This window comes from Dietzia sp. WMMA184, from assembly GCF_002441635.1.
GTDB classification, from domain to species: Bacteria; Actinomycetota; Actinomycetes; order Mycobacteriales; family Mycobacteriaceae; genus Dietzia; species Dietzia kunjamensis.
This window is the reverse complement of record NZ_NXEI01000001.1, coordinates 155,000-181,116: the sequence shown is the minus strand read 5'-3', so window position 1 is coordinate 181,116 and position 26,117 is coordinate 155,000. Positions and strand designations below refer to the sequence as shown.

The 26,117-nt window shown below is 70.7% G+C and carries 24 protein-coding genes; 9 read left to right on the top strand and 15 right to left on the bottom strand.

Annotated features, from left to right (window positions below):
* Nucleotides 1-3 precede the first annotated feature (3 nt).
* Both fdxA and CK206_RS00830 read right to left on the bottom strand, forming a co-directional pair.
* Entirely contained in the window at nucleotides 4-327 is a 324-nt protein-coding gene (gene fdxA / locus CK206_RS00835; protein ID WP_067718452.1) for a ferredoxin, read from the bottom strand.
* An 86-nt stretch (nucleotides 328-413) separates the two neighbouring features.
* Nucleotides 414-2,993 carry a bifunctional FO biosynthesis protein CofGH gene (locus CK206_RS00830; RefSeq protein ID WP_096907200.1) on the bottom strand — a complete coding sequence of 860 codons (2,580 nt, stop codon included), beginning with the start codon at nucleotides 2,991-2,993 and terminating at the stop codon, nucleotides 414-416.
* Between the two features lie 99 nt (nucleotides 2,994-3,092).
* Between CK206_RS00830 and CK206_RS00825 the strand changes: the two genes are divergently transcribed.
* Together CK206_RS00825 and CK206_RS00820 are read left to right on the top strand one after the other, a co-directional pair.
* Nucleotides 3,093-3,749, top strand: coding sequence for a PH domain-containing protein (locus tag CK206_RS00825; protein WP_096905226.1), 657 nt, complete (start codon nucleotides 3,093-3,095; stop codon nucleotides 3,747-3,749).
* Nucleotides 3,746-5,449 carry a PH domain-containing protein gene (locus tag CK206_RS00820; protein ID WP_096905225.1) on the top strand — a complete coding sequence of 568 codons (1,704 nt, stop codon included), beginning with the start codon at nucleotides 3,746-3,748 and terminating at the stop codon, nucleotides 5,447-5,449. The genes CK206_RS00825 and CK206_RS00820 overlap by 4 nt, the downstream gene beginning before the upstream one ends.
* On the opposite strand, the gene CK206_RS00815 is transcribed toward CK206_RS00820, so the two are convergent.
* The 4 genes from CK206_RS00815 to typA all read right to left on the bottom strand — a co-directional run bounded on the left by CK206_RS00815 (nucleotide 5,420) and on the right by typA (nucleotide 10,506).
* Nucleotides 5,420-5,821: a hypothetical protein gene (locus tag CK206_RS00815; protein ID WP_096905224.1), complete on the bottom strand. Its 402-nt coding sequence runs from the start codon at nucleotides 5,819-5,821 to the stop codon at nucleotides 5,420-5,422. The genes CK206_RS00820 and CK206_RS00815 overlap by 30 nt on opposite strands.
* Entirely contained in the window at nucleotides 5,818-6,714 is an 897-nt protein-coding gene (mshB, locus tag CK206_RS00810; RefSeq protein WP_096905223.1) for an N-acetyl-1-D-myo-inositol-2-amino-2-deoxy-alpha-D-glucopyranoside deacetylase, read from the bottom strand. The genes CK206_RS00815 and mshB overlap by 4 nt, the downstream gene beginning before the upstream one ends.
* An 85-nt stretch (nucleotides 6,715-6,799) precedes the next feature.
* The gene (locus tag CK206_RS00805) at nucleotides 6,800-8,572 is read right to left on the bottom strand and encodes an ABC transporter family substrate-binding protein (protein WP_254050433.1); all 1,773 of its coding nucleotides are present in this window, start codon (nucleotides 8,570-8,572) and stop codon (nucleotides 6,800-6,802) included.
* A gap of 11 nt (nucleotides 8,573-8,583) precedes the next feature.
* The gene (gene typA, locus CK206_RS00800) at nucleotides 8,584-10,506 is read right to left on the bottom strand and encodes a translational GTPase TypA (RefSeq protein ID WP_096905222.1); all 1,923 of its coding nucleotides are present in this window, start codon (nucleotides 10,504-10,506) and stop codon (nucleotides 8,584-8,586) included.
* Nucleotides 10,507-10,864: 358 nt separating this feature from the next.
* On the opposite strand from typA, the gene CK206_RS00795 reads away from it, so the two are divergent.
* From CK206_RS00795 to aqpZ, 3 genes are all read left to right on the top strand, one after another.
* Nucleotides 10,865-11,545 (top strand): hypothetical protein, encoded by a 681-nt coding sequence (locus tag CK206_RS00795; RefSeq protein WP_082924021.1) that lies wholly within the window; start codon nucleotides 10,865-10,867, stop codon nucleotides 11,543-11,545.
* Nucleotides 11,542-12,315 (top strand): NAD-dependent deacylase, encoded by a 774-nt coding sequence (locus CK206_RS00790; RefSeq protein ID WP_069389731.1) that lies wholly within the window; start codon nucleotides 11,542-11,544, stop codon nucleotides 12,313-12,315. Before CK206_RS00795 ends, CK206_RS00790 begins: the two co-directional genes overlap by 4 nt.
* A 150-nt stretch (nucleotides 12,316-12,465) precedes the next feature.
* Nucleotides 12,466-13,254 (top strand): aquaporin Z, encoded by a 789-nt coding sequence (aqpZ, locus tag CK206_RS00785; protein WP_069389730.1) that lies wholly within the window; start codon nucleotides 12,466-12,468, stop codon nucleotides 13,252-13,254.
* Nucleotides 13,255-13,353: 99 nt separating this feature from the next.
* Here the strand turns inward: aqpZ and CK206_RS00780 are convergent, their stop codons facing one another.
* The 8 genes from CK206_RS00780 to CK206_RS00745 all read right to left on the bottom strand — a co-directional run bounded on the left by CK206_RS00780 (nucleotide 13,354) and on the right by CK206_RS00745 (nucleotide 21,960).
* Complete coding sequence (locus tag CK206_RS00780; protein WP_069389729.1) at nucleotides 13,354-14,148, bottom strand: hypothetical protein; 795 nt, start codon at nucleotides 14,146-14,148, stop codon at nucleotides 13,354-13,356.
* Between the two features lie 126 nt (nucleotides 14,149-14,274).
* The gene (locus tag CK206_RS00775) at nucleotides 14,275-15,504 is read right to left on the bottom strand and encodes an acetyl-CoA hydrolase/transferase family protein (protein WP_083249746.1); all 1,230 of its coding nucleotides are present in this window, start codon (nucleotides 15,502-15,504) and stop codon (nucleotides 14,275-14,277) included.
* Between the two features lie 122 nt (nucleotides 15,505-15,626).
* On the bottom strand, nucleotides 15,627-16,613 hold the full coding sequence (locus CK206_RS00770) for a TIGR03560 family F420-dependent LLM class oxidoreductase (protein ID WP_096905221.1): 987 nt from the start codon (nucleotides 16,611-16,613) through the stop codon (nucleotides 15,627-15,629).
* Between the two features lie 79 nt (nucleotides 16,614-16,692).
* Nucleotides 16,693-17,931, bottom strand: a complete 1,239-nt coding sequence (locus CK206_RS00765) for a glucose-1-phosphate adenylyltransferase family protein (protein WP_096905220.1) — start codon at nucleotides 17,929-17,931, stop codon at nucleotides 16,693-16,695.
* 149 nt (nucleotides 17,932-18,080) lie between these two features.
* Nucleotides 18,081-18,950, bottom strand: a complete 870-nt coding sequence (locus CK206_RS00760; protein ID WP_096905219.1) for an ABC transporter ATP-binding protein — start codon at nucleotides 18,948-18,950, stop codon at nucleotides 18,081-18,083.
* Between the two features lie 14 nt (nucleotides 18,951-18,964).
* The gene (locus CK206_RS00755; protein WP_096905218.1) at nucleotides 18,965-20,014 is read right to left on the bottom strand and encodes an iron chelate uptake ABC transporter family permease subunit; all 1,050 of its coding nucleotides are present in this window, start codon (nucleotides 20,012-20,014) and stop codon (nucleotides 18,965-18,967) included.
* The gene (locus CK206_RS00750) at nucleotides 20,007-21,029 is read right to left on the bottom strand and encodes an ABC transporter permease (protein WP_067718483.1); all 1,023 of its coding nucleotides are present in this window, start codon (nucleotides 21,027-21,029) and stop codon (nucleotides 20,007-20,009) included. The genes CK206_RS00755 and CK206_RS00750 overlap by 8 nt, the downstream gene beginning before the upstream one ends.
* 19 nt (nucleotides 21,030-21,048) lie before the next feature.
* Complete coding sequence (locus tag CK206_RS00745; protein ID WP_096905217.1) at nucleotides 21,049-21,960, bottom strand: siderophore ABC transporter substrate-binding protein; 912 nt, start codon at nucleotides 21,958-21,960, stop codon at nucleotides 21,049-21,051.
* 196 nt (nucleotides 21,961-22,156) lie between these two features.
* Between CK206_RS00745 and CK206_RS00740 the strand changes: the two genes are divergently transcribed.
* From CK206_RS00740 to CK206_RS00730, 3 genes are all read left to right on the top strand, one after another.
* Nucleotides 22,157-22,456 carry a hypothetical protein gene (locus tag CK206_RS00740; RefSeq protein WP_096905216.1) on the top strand — a complete coding sequence of 100 codons (300 nt, stop codon included), beginning with the start codon at nucleotides 22,157-22,159 and terminating at the stop codon, nucleotides 22,454-22,456.
* 56 nt (nucleotides 22,457-22,512) lie between these two features.
* The gene (locus CK206_RS00735; RefSeq protein WP_254050432.1) at nucleotides 22,513-23,079 is read left to right on the top strand and encodes a protein-L-isoaspartate O-methyltransferase; all 567 of its coding nucleotides are present in this window, start codon (nucleotides 22,513-22,515) and stop codon (nucleotides 23,077-23,079) included.
* Nucleotides 23,080-23,141: 62 nt separating this feature from the next.
* Nucleotides 23,142-24,839, top strand: coding sequence for a fumarate hydratase (locus tag CK206_RS00730; protein WP_067718491.1), 1,698 nt, complete (start codon nucleotides 23,142-23,144; stop codon nucleotides 24,837-24,839).
* Between the two features lie 124 nt (nucleotides 24,840-24,963).
* Here CK206_RS00730 and CK206_RS00725 read toward each other — a convergent pair whose 3' ends face one another.
* Entirely contained in the window at nucleotides 24,964-25,440 is a 477-nt protein-coding gene (locus CK206_RS00725) for a VOC family protein (RefSeq protein ID WP_083249745.1), read from the bottom strand.
* A gap of 166 nt (nucleotides 25,441-25,606) precedes the next feature.
* Here CK206_RS00725 and CK206_RS00720 point away from each other — a divergent pair, with 166 nt between their 5' ends.
* A complete protein-coding gene (locus CK206_RS00720) occupies nucleotides 25,607-26,113 on the top strand; it encodes an LGFP repeat-containing protein (protein ID WP_096905215.1) in 507 nt (168 codons plus the stop codon).
* Nucleotides 26,114-26,117 lie beyond the last annotated feature (4 nt).

Here is a 26,117-nt window from a genome sequence, read left to right as displayed (position 1 = left end):
GGGTCACTCCTGGTTCATGGGCGGGAGCGCCTTGACCATCGGGTGGTCGTAGTCGACCTTGCCGACCTTGGCCGCGCCGCCCGGCGATCCGAGCTCGACGAAGAAGTCCGCGTTCGCGGCGTTGTACTCGGTCCACTCGTCCGGGACGTCGTCCTCGTAGAAGATGGCCTCCACGGGGCAGACCGGCTCACACGCCCCGCAGTCGACGCACTCGTCGGGGTGGATGTACAACATCCGTCCACCCTCGTAGATGCAGTCGACAGGACACTCCTCGACGCAGGACTTGTCCATCACGTCGACGCACGGCTCTGCGATCGTGTAGGTCACGTCAGCCACCTTCCTCGTAGCGGTATGACCTGAATCGTATGTCACAGGCCACGCGGATACGGAAGCCGCCCCGCGAGCCGATCGACCTATGTGACGACGGTCACCCCGACGGGTCGGTGGGCGGGTCCGTAGACGGTGTCACGACGGCGGACCGGGCGTCCGATCCCGGTGGCGATCTCCTCGATCTCCTCCGGGGTCTTGGCCGAGCCGTTCTCTGCGCCGGCCATCCGCGAGATGGTCTCCTCCATCAGGGTCCCGCCCAGGTCGTCGGCGCCGGATCGCAGCATGGTCCGCGTCCCCGCTACCCCGAGCTTGACCCAGCTCGTCTGCACGTGGTCGATCGCCCCGTGCAGCATGATGCGGGCCAGGGCGTGGACCGCGACGTTCTCCTCCCGGGTCGGACCGGGCCGTGAGGCGCCGGCGAGGTACAGCGGCGCGCTGCGGTGCACGAAGGGCAGCGGGACGAACTCGGTGAAGCCGCCCGTGCGTTCCTGGATCCCGCGGAGGGTCCGCAGGTGGGCCACCCAGTGGCGCGGGGTGTCCACGTGGCCGTACATCATCGTCGAACTCGACCGCAGCCCCACCTCGTGGGCGGTGGTGACGATGTCGATCCACTCGGAGGCGGGGAGTTTGCCCTTGGTGAGCACCCAGCGCACCTCGTCGTCGAGGATCTCCGCCGCGGTACCGGGGATGGTGTCCAGCCCCGCCGCACGGAGCTCGGTGAGCCACTCCCGGACCCCCACGCCCGACCGAGAGGCGCCGTTGGAGATCTCCATGGGGCTGAACGCGTGCACGTGCATGGACGGCACCCGCTCCTTGACCGCGCGGACCAGGTCGGCGTACCCGGACACCGGCAGGTCCGGGTCGATGCCGCCCTGCATGCACACCTCGGATGCGCCGGAGACGTACGCCTCGTACGCCCGGTCGGCGACCTCGGCGGCGGACAACGAGAACGCGTCGGCATCACCCTTGCGCTGGGCGAATGCGCAGAAACGGCAGCCGGTGTAACAGATGTTGGAGAAGTTGATGTTCCGGTTGACCACGTAGGTGACGGTGTCCCCCACCACGTCCGCGCGGATCCGGTCGGCGAGCCCCGCGAGGGCGGCCAGGCCGTCCCCGGTGGCTGTCGCCAGCGCGAGGTAATGCTCATCGGTGAGGCCGGCGGGGTCCGCCTCGGCGGCGCGCAGCGCGGCCACGACCTCGGCGTCGGCCCGCTCGGGGACCAGCGCCGCGGCCCCGAGCTCCGCCGCGCGGGCCCGGATGACGTCCCAGTTGCCGAAGGCCTCGCCGATGTCCGACCGGGTGTCCGTATTGCGGCCCTCGGAGTCGATCGCCGTGTGCAGATCGGTCCGTCCGCTCGAGTCCCAGTCGTCGTCGGGCTCCTGCCAGGGCCGTCCCTGCGGCTGCACCACCTCGTCGTCGTCCCCCACCACGGCGAGCCCGCTCGACGGGTCCGCCAGCGCACGGACGTGGCCCGCCACCCGCGGGTCGATCCACGCGTCTCCCGCACCGACGTAGCGGGGATGCGCGGTGAGTCGTTCGGTGAGCGTCCACCCGCGCGCGGCGAGGTCGGCGGTGAGCTCGTCGAGGTGCGGCCACGGCCGCTCGGGGTTGACGTGGTCCGGGGTGAGCGGAGAGATGCCGCCCAGATCGTCCACACCGGCGTCGATCAGGGCCAGTACGTCGTCGCGGTCGACGAGGTTGGGCGGGGCCTGCACCGCCACGCGCGGGTCGAGCACCAGTCGGGCGACGGCGATCGCGGCGAGGAACTCGTCGGTGTCCGCGTCGTCCGCGGCGCGCATCGCGGTGTCCGGCTTGGCGCGGAAGTTCTGGACGATCACCTCCTGCAGGTGACCGAACTCGCGGGCGAGCCCGGCCAGCGCGAGCAGGCTCTCGGCGCGCTCGGTGCGGTTCTCGCCGATCCCCACGAGGATCCCGGTGGTGAACGGCACGGCGAGGCGGCCCGCGTCGGTGAGGGTGCGCAGGCGGACGGCCGGGTCCTTGTCCGGGCTGCCGTGGTGGCACTCGCCCGGGGTGGTGAACAACCGGGTCGCGGTGGTCTCGAGCATCATGCCCATCGACGGGGCGACCGGCTTGAGGGTGGACAGTTCGGACCAGCTCATCACACCCGGGTTGAGGTGCGGCAGCAGCCCGGTCTCCTCGAGCACCCGGATCGCCATCGCGCGCACGTAGTCCAGCGTCGAGGAGAAGCCGCGGGACTCGAGCCATTCCCGGGCCTGGGGCCACCGGTCCTCCGGACGGTCGCCGAGCGTGAACAGGGCCTCCTTGCACCCGGCCTCCGCGCCGCGGCGGCACAGGTCGATGACCTCGTCGGGGTCGAGGAACATGCCCTCGCCCGCCGCCCGGAGCTTGCCGGGGACGGTGACGAACGTGCAGTAATGGCAGCGGTCCCGGCACAGGCGGGTCAGCGGGACGAACACCTTGCGGGAGTAGGTCACCACCCCGGGGCGCCCCTCGTCGACGAGGCGGGCGTCCCGGCGGCCGGCGGCGAGGGAGGTCAGCCGCGCCAGGTCCTCGCCCCGCGCGGCGAGCAGCACGGCAGCCTCGGTGACGTCCAGGGTGAGCCCGTCGGAGGCCCGGCGCAGGGCGCGCCGCATGGCCGACGCCGCGGGCCGGGGATCGGCGGGGTTCGGTGCGTGATCCATGCCCGTGATGATGCCCCACCTCGGGTGCGTGGCGAGCGGCCGGTGCTCCACGGGTGGTCAGGGGCCTGACACGTGCTCCCGCCCACTAGTCTTACCGTCATGCCCGATCACGCAGTCCCCCTCCGCACGAACGGGGACCCCCTGGTGTCCAGCCCGGCCGCAGCCGACGGGGGTGCACACGCACTCCGCGCGCCGCGCCCGACGCTCGACGAGCGGGACGCCGGCGGCGAACTGCCGGACACCGGCGATGCACTGCTGACGAACAACCGGGTGCTGGTCACCGCGCCGCGGCACCGGATCGAGAAGCGCACGCCGCTGCTCTTCGTGATCGAGGGGATCTGGTCCTGGGCGGTCCTCGCGGGCCTGCAGGTCGGCTGGTACTTCTGGGGCGACAACGTCATGGCGTTCTGGAACTGGGTGGCGCTGGCGGTGACGGTGCCGTTCGCGTTCATGGGCATCGTCGTGGCGCCGTGGTGGCGTTACATCGTGGCCCGGTGGGACGTCTCGGACACGGCGGTGTGCTCACGCAAGGGGTGGTGGACCACCCAATTCCGCATCGCGCCGCTGGCCCGTTTGCAGACCGTGTACACGACGCGCACGCTGTTCGAGCGGTGGTTCGGCCTGGCGACCGTCAACGCCTCCACCGCGTCCGCCCAGGGCACGGTGGAGATCCGCGGGCTCAACCTGGCCGACGCCGAGGCGCTGGCCCAGCACCTCATCGCGATCGCCAACCTGGACTCGGAGGACGGGACGTGACCGGGCCCGAGACGGCGGCCGGGGTGACGGCGGGGTCGGACGACGGCCGGTACGACGACGACGACGAGGGCGTCACCTCCGCTGGCACCGCCCCGGCTCCGGAAGCCGAACCGGCGGAAGAGGTCCTCTCGGCCGACGAACCCGCGATCGGGGAGAAGATCGACCCGGAGGCTCCCTGGGAGCGCCTGTCCTGGCGCATGCTGCTCGTGTACCCGCTGGGCATGCTGACCCGTCTGCTCCCGTTGTTCCTCATCTCCCTGTGGTTGGGCTCCAACCGGAGCAACTACTGGTTCGAGATTATCGTGGTCTCGCTGGTGATCCTCAGCGGTGTCCTGCGGTGGCTGTCGACCAGCTATCAGGTCGGCCGCACCCACATCATCCTGAAGAAGGGCTTCTTCAGTCGACAGGTGGTCACTGTCGCCCGTCAGCGCATCCGGAGCGTCGACACCGAGTCCGACCTGTTCCACCGGGTCCTCAAGGTCTCGATCGTGGAGGTGGGGACCGGGCGGGCCGACTCCGGGAAGTCGGACGCCGAGCGGTTCCGCCTCGACGCCATCGACACCACACTCGTGGACCCGCTGCGGGACGAGCTCCTCAAACACCGACGCGCCATGGACCCCTCGCTCGACGTGGAGGACGAGGAACAGTGGGGGTCGAAATACGGGGAGGACATCGCCCGGTGGAAGGTCACCTGGTCGCGGTTCGCGCCGTTCTCCTTCATCGGGTTCGGCGTGCTGTTCTCCCTGTGGCTCATCACCTGGCAGATGGGCGACATGCACGACCGCATCATGGACCTGGCGGTGGTCGAGGGGACCATCGACTGGCTGGATTCACTGGGGCAACCCTGGGCGTTCGTCGGCAAGGGGGTCGCGATCTGGCTGGTCGCCGGGGTGCTGGCGATCATCACCTACGCCATCCGGTACGGCAAGTACGCGCTGACCGACCGGGGCCAGCTGCTCTACGTCCAGAACGGCATCCTGCGGCGCAAGCACATCGCCCTCGACAAGGCCCGGTTGCGCGGCGTGGAGATGCGGCTGCCGGTCTACCTGCGGATGCTCGGCGGCGGCCGGCTGGAACCCATCATGACCGGCACCAAGAAGGGCGCCACCGCGTCGACCCTGCTGCCGCAGGCGCCGATCGCGGACGTGCGTCGGGTGGCGATCCGCATCCTCGGAGACGAGACGCCGGTGACCGTCCCGCTGCGGCGGCACCCGTGGAAGGCCTCCCGTCGGCGGATCACCCGGGGCCTGCTCCCATTCTGGATCGTCGCCGGGATCATCGTGCTGGTGCGGGTCGACTCGGGCCCGTCGGCGGACATCTGGGTGCATTGGGGCATCCCCGCCGCCCTGGTGTTCTTCGTGGTGCTGTCGGTGGACCGTATCCGCATGCTCGGACACGCGCTGCTGCCGGAGATGTTGGTGACCTCGAACGGGTCGTGGACCGCCAAGCGGTCCGTTCTCGAGGCGGACGGGATCATCGGCTGGACCGTCACCCAGTCGGTGTTCCAGCGCACGGCGCGCGTCGCGACGGTCTCCGCGGCCACACCGGCCGGGAACGGCGTCTACTCGGTGGTCGACATCGACGCCGACGAGGCGTGGGCGCTCGCCGAGGCGCTGACGCCGGGGATCACCGACGTGTGGCACCACACCGGAGAGCCCGGGGGCCGTGTCTCACCGTCGATGGGCGTCCGACGCGGGTGACGGCCACAGGGTGGCCACCCACAGCGGGACAAGACCCCCGAACACCAGGAGCGCGAGCCCGCGCAGTCCGATCGGCACGGGCATGTCTCCCCCGGGGCCCAGGTTGATCGCGACCAACGTGAGGATCCAGACGAGGGCGGGGAACGCCGCCACGATCTTCCGCTGCGACCACATCGACCCGACCCGCACCAGGAACAGCGACCACGCCCCGGCGGCGAGGACGCTGATCGGGACCGGCACGAGCCCGACGTACATCGTCAGCCACGCCGAGGCGAGGACGCAGCCGGCGACCGACCCGATCGCGAGGAACACCAGCGCGGTCGCCAACTCGACCACGGAGGTCGCCCGCCCGCGCGGGGCCGCGGCCGTCACGGTCGCTCCCCGCCCAGCCCGTCGAGCAGATGCGCGGACCCGGCCGGGCACTTGACGTACGGGCCGTCGTCCTCGGCGCGGTCACGGGCGATGTACCACTCCACCTGGGGGACGGACTGCAGGACCCCGTTGGTCAGGGCGAGGAACCAGGGCTCCCCCTCGGGGCCGGGCACCAGCTCGAGCTGGGTGGCGTGTCCGGTCAGGGCGGCCAGTTTGGCGGCGTAGTCGGCGTCGTCCAGCGGGACGCGCTGGGTCAGCCTCGAGTCCGGGACGGACGGCAGTTCGCCGGACTCCGGGTGCCGCAGGTGCGCGGGCGGCGCAGGGTGGGTCCGGGTGGTCTCCGACCGCGCGGTGACCGTCCAGGCCACGCGCTCCGGCCGGTGGGCGGCGTCCTCGATGGCGGCGTGCACCACCTCGTGGGCCCGGATGTGGTCGGGGTGGCCGTAGCCGCCCCGCGGGTCGTAGGTCACCACGAGATGGGGCCTGAAGTCGTCGAGGACGGCCACCACCTCGTCCACCGCCTCCCTGCCCGACCGCACGAACGCACGCGGGTGGTCGGCCGAGGCGGTCCCCGCCATCCCGGAGTCGCGCCACCGGCCGGCGCCGCCGAGGAAGCGGGTTCGGTCGACCCCGAGGGCGCGCAGGGCGCCCGCCAGCTCGCCGATCCGGTATCCGCCGAGTTGGTCGGCGCGGTCCGCGACGAGGCCGGCGAACTCCTCGCCGAGTACCTCGCCCTCCTCCCCGAGCGTGCAGGTGACGACCCGGACGTCGGCACCGGCGGCGACCAGCGCGGCGATCGTGCCGCCGGTGGTGATCGCCTCGTCGTCGGGATGGGCGTGGACGAACAGGGCGCGCACGCCGTCGGCGGGCGGGGTCGCGGTGGTCGGTGTCATCCGGTCCTCCTCCAGGCGGGTGCGGTGTCGAACACGTCGGTGGCCGGCCTCTGGTCCGGGTCGTCGCGGGCAGGCTCCGTCCCGCTCACGTCGACCCCGTCGGCCGCCAGCAGCAGGGCCGGCCGCACGAGCGGCACCCGCAGGGCCAGTTCGGCGACCCTGTCGCCCGCGGCGGCGAGATCGACCACGGCACCCGGGGCGGGCGGGGCGCCCTGACCGGACGACCCCCCGGCTCCGCCACGCCGAGCGCCCGGTTGAGCTCGGGGTCGCAGACTCCGGTGACGTCACCGGCCCGCGCGGCCGCGCCGCGGCCGAGTGTGCGCGAGGGGGTGGTGGGCGTCGTGGTGACGGTGGAGGTGGCACTCGTCCGTCGATCGGGGGTCTCCCCCGTGTCCGGGTCGGGCGGGATGAGGCTCGACACGGTCGTCGGCGTGCGGGACGGGGCCGCGGTCGTCGTCCCGGTGGCGGCCGGGGGGGTCGCGCAGGCGAAGCGCGACACCGCGGCGACCTCGGGCCGTCCGTCGGTCCGCTGCCAGCCCACGACCCCGTCGACGAGCCCGTGCGGGAGGGCGTCCGCGTACAGGGCGGTCGCGTCCAGCTCCCACACCCGGGCGCCGATCCCCGCAGCGCGCAGTTGGTCGGCGACGGTGTAGGCAGCGGTCACGGCCCGCTCGTCCGCACCCTCGACCCCCAGGGTCACGGCGAGCGGGGCCCCGTCACGTCGCCACCGCGTGCCCGTGCGGGTGAAGCCGGCGTCGCCCAGCGCGCGCTCGACGGCGTCCGCGTCAGCGGTGACGGTGTCGGCCGATCCCGCCGGGAACGGGAAGGATGACACGGACGGATCGGCCTCCCGCGTGACGATGCGCCCCACCACCTCGGGGTCGATCGCCGCCGCCACCGCGCGACGGACCGCCGGATCGGCCACCGCCGGCGCGACCGTGTTCAGCCCGAGTTCGAGCTGGGCCGCGCTCTCCAGGGGCGCGGTGGTCACTCCCGGGACCGTGGCGGCCACGTCTGCCGCCACCGGGTTCGCCGAGACGATCGCCATCACCCCGGGACCGCCCCTCAGCGCCTCGCCGAGCTGGCCGGCTCCGGTGGCGCGTCGCACGACGATCTGGTCGACCTCGGGCGCGCGGGCCCAGTACCGGTCGTTGCGCACGAATTCGATCTGCCCCCGGCCGATGTCGGCCGTGCGGATCATGAACGGACCCGCGCTCGTCACGGGCAGGAACTGCATCGAGCCCTGGAACCCGTCGGGCGCACCCTTGAGGATGTGCGCGGGGAGGAGGTGGGTGAACAGGCCCCGCCAGTGCTCCGGCACGACGTCGAACTCCACGTCGACGACCTTGCCGCCCGCACCGGAACGGACCTCCACGATCCTCTCGTACCCGGCCGGATCGACCACGCCGGGCTGGGTGGTCATCTGCCGCCAGAGGTACTCGAAGTCCTCCGCCGCGACGGGGACACCGTCAGACCATTGAGCCTGCTGATCGATCGTGTACCGGATGGTCGAGGGGGCCCCGGGGACCCGCGCGGCGGAGACCAGGAGATCCCGGTTGAGCGTCTGTTCGCCACCGGGGCCCGGGACGAACGCGCTGGGCAGCAGCAGCGAGGCCACGAGGTCGGTGTCCACGCCCTGGTCGGCCAGGAGGTGCGGGTTGAACCCCGGGTCCACCCGGTTCAGCGCGAGCAGGAGACCGTCCTCCGTGAGGGTGACCGACGCGCCGTCGGTGCGCTCCTCGCCCACCACCGCCGGTGGGGGCGGGTCGGCGACGCACCCGGTGACGACGACGAGGGCCAGCGCGGCGCACACCGCGGCGGCACCCCGCCGGCGCACCGACGCCCCCCTCGTCGTCATCTGTTTCCGGTCTAGCCGACCGTCTGCTGGTCGCGCGACTTGGACCGGCTGCGGGCCTTGGCCCGCTCGTTGGCGGTGAGCAGGACCTTGCGCACACGGACCACCTCGGGGGCCACCTCGACACACTCGTCGACGGCACAGAACTCCATGGCCTCCTCGAGGGAGAGGTTCTTGTGCTTGGACAGCGTCTCGGTGGCGTCGGAGGAGGCCGCACGCATGTTCGTGAGCTTCTTCTCCTTGGTGATGTTGACGTCCATGTCCTCCGAGCGCGGGTTCTCCCCCACGACGACACCCTCGTAGACCTCGGAGCCGGGCTCGATGAAGAAGTCACCGCGGTCGGCCAACCCGAGCAGCGCGAACGTGGTCGCCTTGCCCGCACGGTCCGCGACCAGCGAACCGGTGTGCCGGGCCCGGATCTCCCCGGCCCACGGCTCGTACCCGGCGGAGTACGAGTTGGCGATCCCCGCACCCCGGGTATCGGTCATGAAGGTGGTCCGGAAACCGATGAGGCCGCGCGCGGGGACGGTGAACTCCATGCGCACCCAGCCGGAGCCGTGATTGCTCATCTGCTCCATGCGGCCCTTGCGGGCGGCCATGAGCTGGGTGACCGCGCCGAGGTGCTCCTCGGGGACGTCGATGGTCATGTGCTCGAACGGCTCGTGGAGCTTGCCGTCGATCGTCTTGGTGACCACCTGCGGCTTGCCGACGGTGAGCTCGAACCCCTCGCGGCGCATGGTCTCGACGAGGATGGACAGCGCCATCTCGCCACGACCCTGCACCTCCCAGTCGTCGGGCCGCTCGGTGTCGAGCACCTTGAGTGAGACGTTGCCCACGAGTTCCTGGTCGAGGCGCGCCTTGACCATGCGCGCGGTGAGCTTCTTGCCGCCGTTCCGGCCGGCCAGGGGCGAGGTGTTGACGCCGATGGTCATGGAGATGGCGGGCTCGTCGACCGTGATGGCCGGGAGGGCGACCGGGTTCTCCGGATCCGCCAGCGTGTCACCGATCATGATGTCGCTGATACCGGCGACCGCGACGATGTCGCCGGCGACGGCCTCCTCGGTGGGCACCCGCTCGACACCGTCGGTCTTGAGCAGCTCCGAGATCTTGACGGACTTGGTCTCCTGCTCGCCGCCCGGCAGGTTGTGGATCCACGCGACCTGCTGCCCCTTGCGCAGCCGGCCGTTGTGGATGCGCACCAGACCGATACGGCCGAGGAAGTTGGAGGCGTCCAGGTTGGTGACGTGGGCCTGAAGCGGGGCGCCGGCGTCCCCGCGGGGGGCGGGGATCACGTCGTAGAGGAGCGCGAACAGCTCGTCGAGGTTCTCCCCCTCCGGCTCCTGGCCGTTGGCCGGCTGGGTGGTGGACGCCTTGCCGGCGCGGCCGGAGGCGAAGACCACGGGCAGCTCGAGCGCGTGCTCGGCGGCGGCCTGGGCGGCGGGGTCCTCCAGATCGGCCGCGAGATCGAGGAGCAGGTCCTGGGCCTCCTCGACGACCTCGTCGATCCGGGCGTCCGGCCGGTCGGTCTTGTTGACGACGATGATGACCGGCAGGGAGGCGGCGAGCGCCTTGCGCAACACGAAGCGGGTCTGCGGCAGCGGCCCCTCGGAGGAGTCGATGAGCAGGACGACGCCGTCCACCATGTTCAGGCCACGCTCGACCTCGCCGCCGAAGTCCGCGTGGCCCGGGGTGTCGATGATGTTGAAGACGAGGTCGGCGCCACCCGCACCCGCGCCGTGTCGTCGCACGGAGGTGTTCTTGGCGAGGATCGTGATGCCCTTCTCACGCTCGAGGTCGCCCGAGTCCATGACCCGGTCCACGAGCTCCGCGCGTTCGTCGAACGCGCCGGACTGGCGCAGCATCGCGTCGACGAGTGTCGTCTTCCCGTGGTCGACGTGGGCAACGATTGCGACGTTGCGGAACTCGGTCAAGGCCATACGCTGGGTTCTCCCTCGGAGGCTTACGGGCGCCCGGGGCGGCTCGTGGGCCGCCGGGCTGGTGGTGGGAATCGACGGCGCTAGTCAGCCGCGATCCACAGGCGCGTCCGGTCGAGCGCGCGTGCGGATCCACTTTACCCGCTGATCCGGACGATTCCCCCATCCTGAGACCACCCCGACAGTGCGGACGCCCTGTGTGTTATTTACATCACGTATAACTTCTGTAACATCAGCACCAGAACGCGCGTCTGCCCGACTCCCGGTGCCCGTGACTCGGGACACTTATGAGAATATCTAGCGGTCGACCGGTCGGCCCGTCCGCCGGTCCGCCCGCCCCATCCGAAGAATGGACTCGCCAGTGATCCGCCACTCGCTCAGGACCTCGTTCCGGACCATCGGTCTCGGGGCCGTCGCCGCCGTCGCGGTCGGTCTCGCCGCACCCGCCACCGCCAGCGCGCAGTCGCTCGACGAACTGGGACGCCCGACCGAGCCCGTGCTCCAGGCGATCGAGAACCTCGCCGAGCAGCAGTGGATCCCCGAGGAGACCCGGGGCACCATCGCCCGCGCCGTCGGGTTCTTCCGCGGCACCGGCGAACCCGGCACCCCGATTCCCGAGAACGGCCCGGTCATCGCGCAGTTCGCCTACCCCACGATCATGCAGCAGTGCATCGGCGGTGAGCAGACCGCCGTCGGTGCCGCGACCGCCGTGCCCGGCCCGGCCGATCTGCCGCTGCCCGGCATCGCCCCCGGCCATCTCGGCTTCATCTTCACCGCCCTGGGCACCGAGGGTGTCGCGGCCCAGCAGGCCCAGCCCATGACCGTCGACTGGATCAACGTCAACAACGGCCGTCGCGGTACCACCGTCCTCGGGTACAACGGCCTCAACGAGGGTGGCCCCGCCACCGTCAACGGTGTCGCCGACACGGGCCCGGGCCAGGTCCTCATGCTCCTGCAGGGTGGCGTCACCACGAACCTGGAGGAGGGCGGGACCGCCAACTGCGTCGCCTTCCCCACCGTGGGGACCGCGTTCGTCCGGTGACCGGCGACGGTAGCGGGCCCCACCCCGACGCCGACCAGGACCTGACCGAGGCCCGTCTCGCCCTCGCCGGCGACGGGCCTCTGGTCGTTCTCAGTGGCGCCGGGATGAGCGCCGAGAGTGGTGTGCCCACCTTCCGCGACGCCCAGACCGGCCTGTGGGAGCGGTACGACCCGTCCGCACTGGCCACGCCGGAGGCCTGGGCACGCGACCGGGACACCGTCTGGGCCTGGTACCGCTGGCGCGAGCGCCTGGTCTCCGGCGCGGAGCCGAACGCCGGGCACGTCGCGGTGGCCCGCGCCCAGGCCCACCGTGACGTCGTGGTGGTCACGCAGAACGTCGACGACCTCCATGAGCGCGCCGGATCGAGCCGGGTGCACCACGTCCACGGGAGTCTGTTCGCCCACCGCTGCGACACCTGCGACGCGCCGATGGAGGTCGGCCCTCCTCCTGCCGAGCCCGTCGACCGCCTCACCCCGCCGAGCTGCGACCGGTGTGGCGGGCGCGCCCGACCGGGCGTCGTGTGGTTCGGCGAGATGCTTCCGGGCCGGCCCTGGGACGCGGCAGTCGACGCGGTCACCTCGGCCGCGGCGGTGCTCGTCGTCGGCACCTCCGGCCTGGTCCACCCCGCGGCGTCACTACCCGGACTCGCCGCCGACGCCCGGATCCCGGTGGTCGAGGTGAACCCGGGCCCCTCGGGACTCGGCTCCGAGGTGTCGGTTCACGTCCGGGCCACCGCAGGGCAGGCGCTTCCTCAACTCTTGGCACCCTGATCCCCTCGGGCCGCCCTTACGGCCCTGCCACACACCGGCTGGCGGAAACCTCTCTGGGGCCGATAGAGCGCGCTAGCGTAGCGCGCAGGGACCCACGCCCGGAGTTCCCGCTCCTCCGTTCGCACGGAGGCCAGGACCGGAGGTCACCTCATGTCTGATTCGTCCCCGGCAACCCCGTCTACCGCCCCGGCCACCACCGCGGTCATCGCCGCCGAGCTGATCGGCACCTTCTGGCTCGTCCTCGGCGGTTGCGGCACCGCCGTGTTCGCGGCCGTCCAGATCGCCACCGCCGATACCGGCGACGTCCCCGTCGGCGTGGGATACCTCGGGGTTGCGATCGCGTTCGGGCTCACGGTCCTCACCGGCGCCTACGCGTTCGGGCACATCTCGGGCGGTCACTTCAACCCCGCGGTGACCATCGGCGCCGCGGTCGCCGGACGCCTCCCCTGGTCCAAATCTCCCGTCTACATCCTCAGTCAGGTCGTCGGGGGTCTGGTCGCGGGCGCGCTGATCCTCGTCGTGGCAAGCGGAAAAGACGGATTCGAGGCCACCGGCAGCATAGCCGCCAACGGCTACGGGGCCAACTCGCCCGACGGCTACGGCCTGCTCTCGGCGCTACTCATCGAGATCGTCCTCACGGCACTCTTCGTGTGGGTCATCCTCGGCGCCACCGATCACCGGGCCCCCGCCGGCTTCGCGCCCGCGGCCATCGGCCTCACACTGACGCTCATCCACCTCATCTCCATCCCGATCACCAACACATCGGTGAACCCGGCACGGTCGACGGCCGTGGCGTTCTTCAACGGGGGCGGCGCACCGGGCCAGCTGTGGCTGTTCTGGGTGGCACCGGTCGTCGGTGCCCTGATCGCCGGAATCCTGTACGGCCCGTTGTTCGGCGCTCGCGGGCTCAACGGTCGATCCGTGGCCGTCTCGGCCTGACGCACCGCCGACGGGGTCAACACTAAGGGCCCGAGGGAGAACTTCCTCCCACGGGCCCCTCATCGATGCGGCCGCTGCGAGGCGCGAGGCCTCCTCCGGTCAGTGGCGGGGTTCATCCCCGCGGGTCCGGCCCAGCATCTTGTCCACGATGCCCGGCTTGTCGTCAGGATGACGGTCCGGATCGACGGTGTCGCCGGGCGTCCCGGTCCGGTGCCCCGACCTCGCCTGCGGATCAGAACCACCGGGGACATCGTCGGTCCGGGCGTGGCGCCCGCCGGCGTCACCCGCGCCGACTCCGGATGCTCCCGCGGCCGCGGCACCCGCTCCGTGGCGGCCCCGGTCACCGGAGTCGTTACCGGACCCGGAAGTGGCGGACGAGCCCATACCGGTCCCGGTGGCCATCCCTCCGTGATCGTGACCGCGGTCGCGATCATGGCTCAGGTCGTCGCCGTGCTCGCGATCGTGGGTGAGACCTCGGTCGCCGCCATGGTCGCGATCGTGGGTGAGACCCCGGTCGCCGCCGTGGTCGCGACCGCGGTCGAGGTCATCAGCACGGCCCTTGGGATCGAGCTTCTCGGCGGTCTGTTCCATCCGCCGGACATCGTGCTTTTGCTCGTCGACGGTGCCGCGCTGCCGCTCGGCCTCCACCCGGAGCTTGTCGGCCTCGGCGGCCTTCGCACGGGCCTCCTGTTCGGCTGCTCCCGCCCGGTGCTCCTGCTCGCGGACGACCGCGTCCTGCTGCTCGAGCTGCTGCTCGCGTTCTCGTGCGCTACGCCGCAGTTCCGCGGCCTCGGTGAGCTTCTTCCGGTTGCTGCTCTTGACGGCCATCGCGATGAGCGCGATCACGATGATCAGCGCGATCACCCCGATGATGATCCAGATGATGGGGTCCACAGCTGCCTCCCTTTCAGGGTCGGGTTGCGTCTGGAACGTAACCCCGCCCCCAGACGGGTGCCACCGGTCGCCCCCGTCGCGGAACCGGCTCGGCACACGCGGCACCGGCCCGGCGCGCGGTGGCCGCTAGTGGTGAGCCCTCGGGAGCAGTCCCGCCTCCCGCGCCTCCCGGCTGAGCCGCTCCCGGTGATCCGGGTGCGCCACAGCGATCAGCGCCGCCGCCCGCCCGGCCACCGATTTGCCCCTCAGCTCCGCGATACCGAACTCGGTGACGACGTTCTCGATGATGTTCTTGTGGGTGGTGACCGGACTGCCGGGCGTGAGCGACAGGGAGATCCTGCTGACGCCCCCGGAGGTCTGCGACGGGGTGACGATGAACCCGTGGCCTCCCGGGGAGAAGGTGCAGCCCCGGGCGAAATCCGCCTGTCCCCCGGCACCCGACCAGTACCGGCCGCCGATGGTCTCCGAGGCCGCCTGCCCGAACAGGTCCACCTCGCTGGTCGCGTTGATCGAATAGAGATTGTGCTCCTGGCCGATCACCCTCGGGTCGTTGACGATGTCCACGGGGAGCATCGCCACCGACGGGTTGTTGTGGAGCCAGTCCATGAGTCGCTGCGACCCGAGTGCGAAGGTGGTGACGTGCTTGAACGGCCGCCCCGTCTTGCGCGACCCGTCGATCACCCCTGCCTCGACGAGGTCCATCACCCCGTCGGACAACGCCTCGGTGTGGATCCCCAGATGACGGTGATCCGTCAGTCGGGACAGGAACGCGTTGGGTAGCCTGCCGACCCCGAGTTGGAGACAGGCCCCGTCGGGGACACGGTCGGCGATGACGTCCGCGATCGCGTTGTCCGTCTCCCCCGGTGGCGGCGCCTCCATGGTGATCATCGGGGTGTCGTTACGGGTTACGCCCACCACCTGGGAGATGTGGATGTGGTTGCGCCCGAAGGTGCGGGGCATGTGGGAGTTGACCTCGACGAAGAACGGCACCTGGCCGATGAACGAGGCCACGTAGTCGGCGTTCGTGCCCATCGAGAAGAAACCGTGCTCGTCGATCTCCGACACCGTGGCGATCGCCAGACCGGGAGGAGAGAACTCGCGCAGCGTGGCCGGCACCTGCGCGAAATCGACGGGGATGAGGTCGCAGTGGCCCCGGTGGAAGTTCTCCCGCGACCCGCGACCCAGGAAGTAGTCGACATGCCGGAGCCTGCCCGGGTAGGCCCCCTCCATGAACGGCAGCGACTCCCAGGGGTCCATGTGGTGGACCGTCACGTCGTCCAGTCCGGCGGCCCCGGCGTCCAGCGCCCGCAGCAGGGCGGGCGGAGCGGCGTTCTGGATTGGCACGATGACGTGCATCCCCGGCGTGATGTGGTCGAGGACCGCCTCGGCCGGACGCTCCTCGTACTCGACGTTCCTCGTCACTGACCCCTGCTCTCGTAGTTCCGGACGTCGCGGTGCGGTGACACACCCCGGCGGTTTCAGGACAGGGCCGGGATGACCTCGCGCTCGAACAACTCGAGTCCGGAGGTGTCGGTGGCGATCTCGGGGAAGTAGAAAATGCCGTACTCCATTCCCAGCGCCTCGAGCTCGGTCAGCTTCTCGACGATCTGCTCCGGCGTCCCCACCGCCGGGAGCCCGCGGTACGCGCCGAGCTGGAGCTCTGCCTCGTCCTCACCGACGTGCGTCGCCATCCGGTCCTTCAGGTACGCCAGCCGATCCGCGACGTCCTTCTCGGTCTCCCCGATCGCCACGTTGTAGTTCGCGGTCCGGGTGATCTCCACCGGGTCACGACCGATGTCCCGACAGTGTCCGAACAGCACCTTCGACTTATGGTCGAAGCCCTCGGCGGTGCCGTCGAAATTGGTGTAATCCGCGTACCTCGCGGCGGTGCGGAGGGTCTTGCGCTCGCCCCCGCCCGCGATCCACAGGGGTATGCCGCTCTCCTGCAGAGGCGTCGGCTGCACGATCGCCCCGTCGACCCGGTAGTGCTCGCCGTCGAGTGAGACCACACCGTCGGACCACGCCTCGGACAGGATGCGCACACCCTCGTCGAGCATGGCCAACCGCTCACCCGCGGAAGGGAATCCGTAGCCGTACGCTCGCCATTCGTGCTCGTACCAGCCCGCGCCGATCCCCATCTCCACCCGGCCGCCGGAGATGTGGTCGACCGTCGCGGCGATCTTCGCCAGCAATGCCGGGTTGCGGTATCCGAGGCACGTGCACATCTGCCCCAGCCGGACCCGGGAGGTGGTCGCACCGAGCGCCGACATCAGGCTCCATGCCTCGTGCGTCGCCTCGGTCGAGGTGAGGGGCGCGGTGTGCATGTGGTCGTACACCCACACCGACTCCCACGGCCCGGCGTCCGCGCGGGCGGCCAGGTCGGAGATGACCGGCCAGTGACGGGCGGCCGGCACGTCGACCAGGTCGAGGCGCCAACCCTGGGGCAGGAACAGTCCGAATCGCATGGCGCCGAGCCTAGCCCCGGAACCCGGCCCGGGTGGCCGACCCACGACCGGTTCCGACGGGTGGGCCAGCGCTACCAGATCAGACGCTGCGGTCCTCGTCGTCGTCATCGGGTGGGTCCAGCGTGCCGGCGGCGAGCACGAACCCGGCCGGACGGGGTCCGTCCGGGGCGCTGCCCAACAGCGCGACGCGCACCGTCGACTCGGTCGCACCGGGCTGCCGTTCGCCGATCCTCGCGTCGACAGGGACCTCCACGTCGGCATCGACGACCGCGGTCTCCACGTGCGCACCGGACCGGACCACGGCACCCGGCAGGATGACACTGTCCCGGACCCTCGCACCCGCCTCGATGACCGCCCCGGGCCCCACGACGGAATGCTCGACCGTCCCGTGGACCACCGCGCCGTGCCCGAGCAGTGACCCGACGACCTGCGCCGCCTCCCCGGTCCGGGCGGGACCGCTGAAGGCCGACGCGGTCCGCAGGGACCACCCCGGGACATCCAGCTCGTGGACCGGGGACTCGCCGAGGAGGTCCATGTGGCCGGCCCAGTAGGACTCGACGGTCCCCACGTCCCGCCAGTACCCCTCGTGCCGCCACTCCCGGGCGTGCCCCGCCCCGACCATGGCGGGCAGGATGTTGTCCCCGATGTCGCCCAGGTCCCCCGCGCCGCCGGCGGTGACGACGTCCTCGTGGGCCCGCTCGAGGTAGCTAATGAGGGCGGTCGTGTTGAAGACGAAGATCTCCGCGCAGATCAGGTCGCCGTCCGGATCGTCCGGCTTGTAGCGGTACTCGGTGACGGCCCCGTCCTCGCCCACCCGGACCACGCCGTAGCGGGAGGCGTCCTCGGGGGCCACGCGAGTGGTGACCATCGTGAGCTCGGCGAACGAGTCCAGGTGATCGCGGACCAGTTCGTCGTAGTCGAGGCGGTACACCGCGTCCGCACTGACCACGACCGTGACGTCCGGGGCCGCCTCGCGCAGGGGCTCGATCTGCTTCCACAGTGCGTCCGCGGTCCCCGAGTGGAAACCGTCCCGGCCCGTGCCCTGCGACGGGTGCAGCACCAGCAGACCGCCGTCGAGTCGGTCGAGATCCCACGGGCGGCCGCTCCGCAGATGGGACCCCAGGGACACCGGATGGAACTGCTGCACCACCCAGACATCCCTCAGGCCCGAGTTGGCGGCGTTGCTCAGGGAGAAGTCCACCAGCTGGTACCCGGCCCCGTAGGGAACGGCCGGCTTGGCCCGGTCCCGGGTGAGCGCACGGAGCCGGGAACCGGCTCCACCTGCGAGGACTATGGTGACGACCGACAGCGGCGCCATGCGAGGTCTCCTCTCCGGTCAGGCGTGGGACTACCCACCCCATGCGAGTACGACACTCTAACCGGACTGCGGCGTCATCCCACCGGTCGCCCGGCACCGTGTGGCCGGATCAGGCCGCGGCGGATCAGGCGGTGGATCAGGCGGTGGGCTCAGGCGGTGGACAACGCCGCGCCACACTCCTCCAACTCGTCCTCCCCGTCGAAGTACAGGGCCACGTACCGCCCGGCGACCTCGGCGACCTGCATCTCCATGTCGTAGACATCCTTGAGGACATCGGTGCGCATGATCTCGGCCGGGGTGCCGTCGGAGACGATCCGCCCGTCCTTCATGGCGATGATCCGGTCCGAGTACGCGGCGGCGATGTTGATGTCGTGGATGACGAGCACGATGGTCTTGCCCCGCTCCGCGGCGGTGCGACGCAGCAACCGCATGATCGAGGTGGCGTGCCGGAGGTCAAGGTTGTTCAGAGGCTCGTCCAGCAGGACATAGTCCGTGTCCTGCGCCAAGACCATCGCGATGTGCGCCCGCTGGCGCTGGCCACCGGACAACTCGTCGAGATACCGGTCGGCGAGGTCCTCGAGTTCCATCGCCCCCAGGGCGTAGTCGACGTGCTCGGCGTCGTCCGGTCCGGGCCGGCCACCGTTGTGCGGGAACCTGCCGAATCCGACGAGCTCCCGCACGGTGAGCCGGATGGAGACGGCGTTCTCCTGGCGGAGCACCGCGAGACGGCGGGCCAGCTCACGCCCACCGTTGACCGACACGTCGACGCCGTCGACGAGCACCGTTCCGGAATCCGCAGCCTGGAGTCGGCTCATGACCCCCAGCAGTGTCGACTTTCCTGCGCCGTTGGGCCCGATGAGAGACGTCACGCCACCGTGCGCGAAGCACGCCGTCACGTCGTGCAGGACCCGGGTGTCGCCGTAGGACGAACACACCGACCGCGCCTCGATGCCGCAACCGGCCGACCACCGGTTCTCACCGGATCGGTCGTCGCGGCGTCGGAACGGGAGAAGGGACATGATGTGCCTCTCTTTCAGCGTGCGCGGTTGGTCAGGAGCAGGAACAGGAACAGCAGGCCACCGGCGAACTCGATGACGATGCTCAGGGCGGACTCGACACCGAGGGCGCCGAGGACCATCTCGCCCCCCGCCAGGGCGATCACGCCCAGCAGCGAGGCCACCGGCAGGGTGAACCGGTGCAGGGTGGTGCCGAGCAGGGCGTACGCCGCGTTGGCGACGATGAGGCCGAAGAACATCACCGGCCCGATCAGGGCCGTGGAGGCGGACACCAGGAAGGAGACCACCACCAGGACCACGATGGTGACCCGACGGTGGTTGACACCGAGCGCGACGGCGGGATCGCGCCCCAGCAGCATCACGTCGAGTCGACGACCGAGGATCGCCACGGCGACGAGTCCACCCACGACGATGACCCCGCACGCCACCAGGACGTCGAGTTGGACCCCTCGGAAACTCGCGAACATGGCGTCCTGGACCTGCAGGTAGGCCGCCGGGTCCAGCAGGCGCTGGAAGAACGAGGAGGCGGAGCGGAAGAACACGCCGAACACCACACCCACCAGCAGCAGCAGGTGGATATCGGTTCTCCGACCCCCGAGCAGCCACAGGTAGAGCGAGGTCGACGCGACCACCATGATCGCCGTCTGACCGAGGAACCCGGAGAGACCGCCGCTCGTCAGGCCCCCGATGACGGCGGCATCGCGCGGGATCATGAAGAACACGAGCAGGGTCTGGATGAGCAGGTACAGCGAGTCGAAACCCATCAGCGCCGGCGTGAGGATCCGGTTGCCGGTGACGGTCTGGAAGATCACCGTCGAGACCCCGACCGCGACCGAGACCAGGACGATCGCCACCGCGTGACGCGACAGTCGGTCGAGGGAGTAGGACCACGCCCTGGAACCGACGGTGTCCGGCAGCCCGGAGAGGACGAGAGCGGCCAGTGCCGCAACGGCCGCGACAGCACACACGAGGGTCACGATCCACCGTCGCCGGTGGTCGGCCTCCGCTCTCGTCCGTCCCCGGGTGAGGCTCTCCGGCGGTGCGACGAGGATGGCGGTCTCAGGCATTGCGCACCCCTCTCAGCATCATGGCCAGGAACACGGCGCCGCCGAGGATCCCGACGATCGTCCCGACGGGGATCTCGCCGGCACCGGGGGCGCCGCCGGCGAACAGCCCGGGCAGCGACCGGCCCACCATGTCGCAGATCAGGACGGTGACCGCCCCGAGCAGTGCCACGAGAGGCAAGCCCCGGCGGGCGTCGTCTCCCACCAGGCGTGAGACGACGTTGGGAACGACGAGCCCGAGGAGCGGGAGGGCACCGACGGTGACGACGACGACGGCGGCGACCGCCGCCACGATCGCCATCCCGGCGGCGACGACGGTCTTGTGGTCGAGCCCGAGACCGGTCGAGACGTCCTCACCCAGGCCCGCCACGGTGAAGCGGTCGGCGGCGATGTAGGCGAGGACACCGAGGACCGCCACCAGCCACAGCAGCTCGTACCGCCCGGCCAGGACCGCCGAGAAGTCGGCGAGCATCCACGAGTTGAGCATCTGGAGAAGGTCACGCGACAGGGCCAGAAAGGCTGCGACCGCCCCGATCACGGAGCCGAGCATGATGCCGATGAGGGGCACCACGAACGAGTCCGACACGGGGACGCGACGGATGCAGGCGAGGAACAGGGCGGTCCCGGCGAGCGCGAACACCATGGCCACGAGCATCTTGGCCACGATCGGGGCGCCCGGCGCGATGATCGCCACCACCACGAGTCCCAGCCCCGCCGATTCGACGGTCCCCGCGGTCGACGGTTCGACGAAGCGGTTGCGGGTGAGCAACTGCATGAGCAGACCGGCGATCGCCAGGGACGCCCCCGCGAGGGCGGCGGCGGCGGTGCGGGGCAGACGGGCCTCCACGAGGTAGACACGGTGCGCCTCGGTGAGCCCTCCGGTGAGCGCGTCCCACACGGTGATGTCGGCCGCGCCCACGAACACGCTCGCGACGAGCGAGAGCACGAGCGCGACGACGCCGAGCGCCGGCCACAGCGAGTGACGCTGCGGTCGGCGCTCGACCAGGGTGGTCGTCATGAGAAGTGGACTCCCACCGTCAGGAGACGGCGGAGTCGATCTCGTCGATCATCGACTCGAGGACGCCGATGCCGCCCCCGACGAGGTACCAGTTCTGGCCGTCCAGGAAGTGGACGTTGTCGTTGGTCGCGGCGTTGGTCCGGTTGAACAGCGGGTTGTCGAGCAGGGCGGTGGCCGCCTCGCCCTCCGCACCGATCGCGGCGTCGCGGTCGATGACGAAAACGTGGTCGGGGTTCAGCTCGGCGATCTGCTCCCAGCTCAGCGGCGCGCCGTGGCTGCCCTCGGACTCGAGCTCACCGGCGGGCGTCATGCCGAGCTCGTTGAAGATGAGGTCGAAGCGTGAACCCGGTCCGTACCCCGTGACCTTGCCACCGGAGGTCATGAGCACCAGCGCCGTACCCGCGCCCTCGGCCTTGGCGCGGGTCTCGGTGACCATCTCGTCGATCTCGGCGAGCTCGTCCGCGGCCTTGTCCTCGGCCCCGAACAGCGCGGCGATCTCCTCCACCTTGGCGCGGTTGGAGGCGATCGTCTCGGCGGTGTCCGGATCACCGGCGATCACCTGGTCGGAGATCTTGGCGAACTCGGGCTCCATCGCGCGGGTGCGGTTGCCGAACAGGATGAGGTCGGGCCCCAGTTCCGCGATCACATCCATCTTCGGCTCCTTGAGGCTGCCGATGTCCGTGTACTCGTCGCCCACGTAGGCGTCCAGCGCCTCCGGGAAGACCCCGGTCTTGACCAGGCCGACGACGCGATCCTCGAGATCGAGCTCATCCAGCGTGTCGGCAGCGGCGTGGCTGGTGAGCACGACGCGGGTCGGCCCCTCACCCTCGTTTCCGGCGGACTGTGCATTCGAGCTCCCGCAGGCGGTCAGTGCGCCACCGGTCAGCGCGATGGCGGCCGTCGCTGCGACGATCTTGGGGAATCGCTTCATGTCACTCCAAGGTTGGTTCGGAAGGTTAGGCTCACCTTAAACACCCTCGCGGCTCCTGGGCAAGTCTTAAGTATGGCTTACCTCACTTCGAGAGTATTGCCAGCCTCACGGCCCGGACAATCCGGGGCCCTCCGACTCCCCCGGGGTGCGGGGCGACCGGATGCGACGGGCCGGCGGACGACGCACAATCGACGGTATGAGCACCGAACGCGAGTACGACCAGGACACCGACGGCGACTACGACGAGAACACGCTCGACGGCAGCGAGGGTCTCGACGCCGACACCATCTCGACCGACGGTGAGGACCTCACCGTCGACGCGCCGGAGTCGTGGAAGCCCGTCGAGGAGAACGACACCCTCGACGAGAAGCTGTCAGCCGAGCGCCCCGACGTCGACGCCGCGGAGCGCGAGGACAAGGGCGTCGCCGAGGAGCCCCACGACCAGATCGACGACCTCGACCCCGAGGGCGAGACGCGCGTCCTCGGCGAGGCGTAGAGCCAGGGCGGGGCGATCAGCCCCGCCGCCATGCCCCGGCGGGAGGAGGTCTCGCGGTGAGCACCCCGAGCATCCCGGAGGCGATGCGCGCGCAGGATCGCCGCCGATTCCTCCCGCCGGAGGTCGTGGCCGACCACGAACTCGACGCCCCGCTACCGATCGGGTTCGGGCAGACCAACTCCCAGCCGTCGACGGTCGCGGCGATGCTCTCGCTCCTCGAGCCGTTCCCCGGGATGCGGGTGCTCGACGTGGGCTCGGGCAGCGGGTGGACCTCGGCGATCCTCGGCGAACTCGGGGGGCCGGATTCCTCCGTGTCCGCCGTCGAACTCGTCCCCGAGCTGGTCGAACGCTCCCGGGCGGCGATACGTCAACCGTGGGTGCGAGTCCACCCCGCCGAGCCCGGGACACTGGGACTTCCCTCCCTCGCCCCGTTCGACCGCATCCTCGTCTCCGCGATGGCCGACGACCTCCCCTCGGAGCTCGTCGAGCAGCTCACCGTGGACGGCGTCATGGTGGCGCCCTGGGCCGGGGCGATGCACCGCGTACGCCGGACCGATGACGGCATCGACGTGACCGAGCACGGCGGGTACCGGTTCGTCCCCCTGCTCCACACCCGATTCTGACCCCGTGACCCCGGCCACTATCCTGGGGGAAGTTTGTCCACCTCCAGAACCAGGAGCCCCTGATGGCCGACTTCCTCTACGAGGACCTTCTTCCCGTCGGGGAGGACACCACCGAATACCGCCTCCTCACCACCGAGGGCGTGTCGACGGTCGAGGGCCCCGACGGGATGACGTTCCTGCGGGTGGACCCCGAGGCCATCCGTCTGCTCACCGAGACGGCGATGCACGACATCTCCCACTACCTCCGTAGTGACCACCTGGCCCAGGTCGCCAAGATCCTCGACGACCCCGAGGCCAGCGACAACGACAAGTTCGTCGCCCTGGACCTGCTCAAGAACGCCAACATCGCCGCGGGCGGCGTGCTCCCGATGTGCCAGGACACCGGTACGGCCATCGTCAAGGGCGAGCGCGGCCAGCACGTGCTCACGCCCGGTCCGGACGAGCAGGCCGTCGCCCGCGGCGTGTACGACGCCTTCACCCGGCTCAACCTGCGCTACTCGCAGAACGCCCCCCTCACCATGTGGGACGAGAAGAACACCGGGTCCAACCTGCCCGCGCAGATCGAGATCGGCGCCAACACCACCCCGGGCGGCGAGAACGCCTACAAGTTCCTCTTCATGGCGAAGGGTGGCGGGTCGGCCAACAAGTCGTTCCTATACCAGGAGACCAAGGCGATCCTGAACCCCGACCGGATGATGCAGTTCATCGAGGAAAAGATCCGCTCGCTCGGGACGGCCGCCTGCCCGCCGTACCACCTGGCGATCGTCGTGGGCGGTACCTCGGCGGAGTTCGCGCTGAAGACCGCCAAGCTCGCCTCGGCGCACTACCTGGACGAGCTCCCCCGCGAGGGCGCGATGACCGGGCGTGGCTTCCGCGACGTGGAGCTGGAGGAGAAGGTCTTCGAGCTCACCCAGCAGATCGGGATCGGCGCGCAGTTCGGCGGCAAGTACTTCTGCCACGACGTCCGCGTCGTCCGCCTGCCCCGCCACGGCGCCTCGCTGCCCGTCGCGATCGCGGTGTCCTGCTCGGCGGACCGTCAGGCCAGGGCCAAGATCACCCCGGAGGGCGTGTTCCTCGAGCAGCTCGAGTTCGAGCCGGGCCGGTTCCTGCCCGCCACCACGGACGCGGAGCTCGACGCCGCAACCGACGGCATCTCCGGCACCGGCAAGGGCGCCGCGGTGCGGATCGACCTCAACAAACCGATGCCGGAGATCCTCGCCGAGCTGAGCAGGCATCCGGTCAAGACCCGCCTGTCCCTGACCGGCCCGCTGGTCGTGGCCCGCGACATCGCGCACTCCAAGATCAAGGAGCGGCTCGACGCCGGCGAGGAGATGCCGCAGTACCTCAAGGACCACCCCGTCTACTACGCCGGCCCGGCCAAGACGCCGGAGGGCATGCCGTCGGGATCGTTCGGGCCCACCACCGCCGGCCGCATGGACTCCTACGTCGAGCAGTTCCAGGCGGCGGGCGGATCCATGGTGATGCTCGCCAAGGGCAACCGCTCCAAGCAGGTCACCGACGCGTGCGCGGCCCACGGCGGGTTCTACCTGGGCTCGATCGGTGGTCCGGCCGCGCGTCTGGCGCAGGACTGCATCAAGCACGTGGAGATCCTCGAGTACGAGGAGCTCGGCATGGAGGCGGTGTGGAAGATCGACGTCGAGGACTTCCCCGCCTTCATCGTGGTGGACGACAAGGGCGAGGACTTCTTCGCCCACACCGGCGAGGTCACGCTGACGATCGGCAAGCGCCCCGGCCTCTGACCCGCCCTCGTTCCCGCGTTCCCGCAGATCCGCTACTCGTTTTCCGGATCTGCTACTCCATATCGAGTAGCGGATCCGGAATGCGAATAGCGGATTCCGTAGGGCCGACGGGTAGGAGTCCGAGTCAGGCGTCGGCGCCCGCAGCCGCCGCGTCGATGGCCGCCACGTCCAGCTTCACCATGTCCATCATCACCGCGAACGCGCGCGCCGCCGCCTCCCGGTCCTCGCCGCGCCACAGATCGTAGAGGGACTGCGGCGCGACCTGCCACCGCACTCCGAAGCGGTCGATCAGCCACCCGCACTGCACCTCACGGCCCCCTCCCGCGAGCAGACCGTTCCAGTAGTGGTCGATCTCCGCCTGGTCGGCGCACCGGATCTCCAGGGAGATCGCGTCGGTGTACTCGGGGTCCGAGCCTCCGTTGAGCGCGATGAAGGGCCGCCCGTCGAGCTCGAACTCCACGGTGAGCACGTCCCCCGCCTTCGGTCCCGGGGTGTCGACGGGGCTGGTGTCCACGGCGACCACGCGCGAGTCGGGGAAGACCGAGCAGTAGAACTCGGCGGCCTCCTCCGCCTGGGTGGCGAACCACAGACACGTGGTCATCACGGCAATCGCGGCCTCCTCCCGGGGCTCGCCCGGTCGGGCGGGTCGCCCGCTCCCAGTCTCCACGGCCCGGCGCCCCCCGGAAAGGACTCGGGCATCACGGTTCGGCATCGGCGGCGGCGGTGGGCGGGGTGGGCCCGGTGGGCGGGCGGCTAGGATCTCCGGCATGGACAGGATCACGCGTGTCCTCGCCCCCCTCGCTCTCGCCGTCGCCCTCGGTACCGGCCTGGTCGCCTGCTCCGCCGACGACGGTGGCGGCGCCGGTGAGTCCGCCGCCCCGGTGTCCTCGACGGAGACGGCGACGACGACGAGGTCGACCCCCGTCCCGGGGCCCGCGGACTCGGGCGTCGACATCCCGGTGGCCGTTGCGGACCGCTGGAACGAGCTCGGCGGCGAGCAGGGCGATCTCGGCCGGGTGACGGGGCCGCCGACGGCTGTGGAGGGCGGCTCGGTCACCGACTTCGAGCGGGGGGCGATCGTGCTCACGCCGTCCGGGAACGCGTTCGTGGTCCAAGGCGAGATCCTCGCCGCCTACCGCGAGGCGGGCGGCCCCGCCGGTGAGCTGGGCTTCCCCGTCTCGGACGAGACGACGACCGACGGCGGGTGGATCTCGGCGTTCGAGAACGGCACGATCGCGTTCCTGGACGGTCGGCCGGTCGTCGAGGTGCGGTGACGAC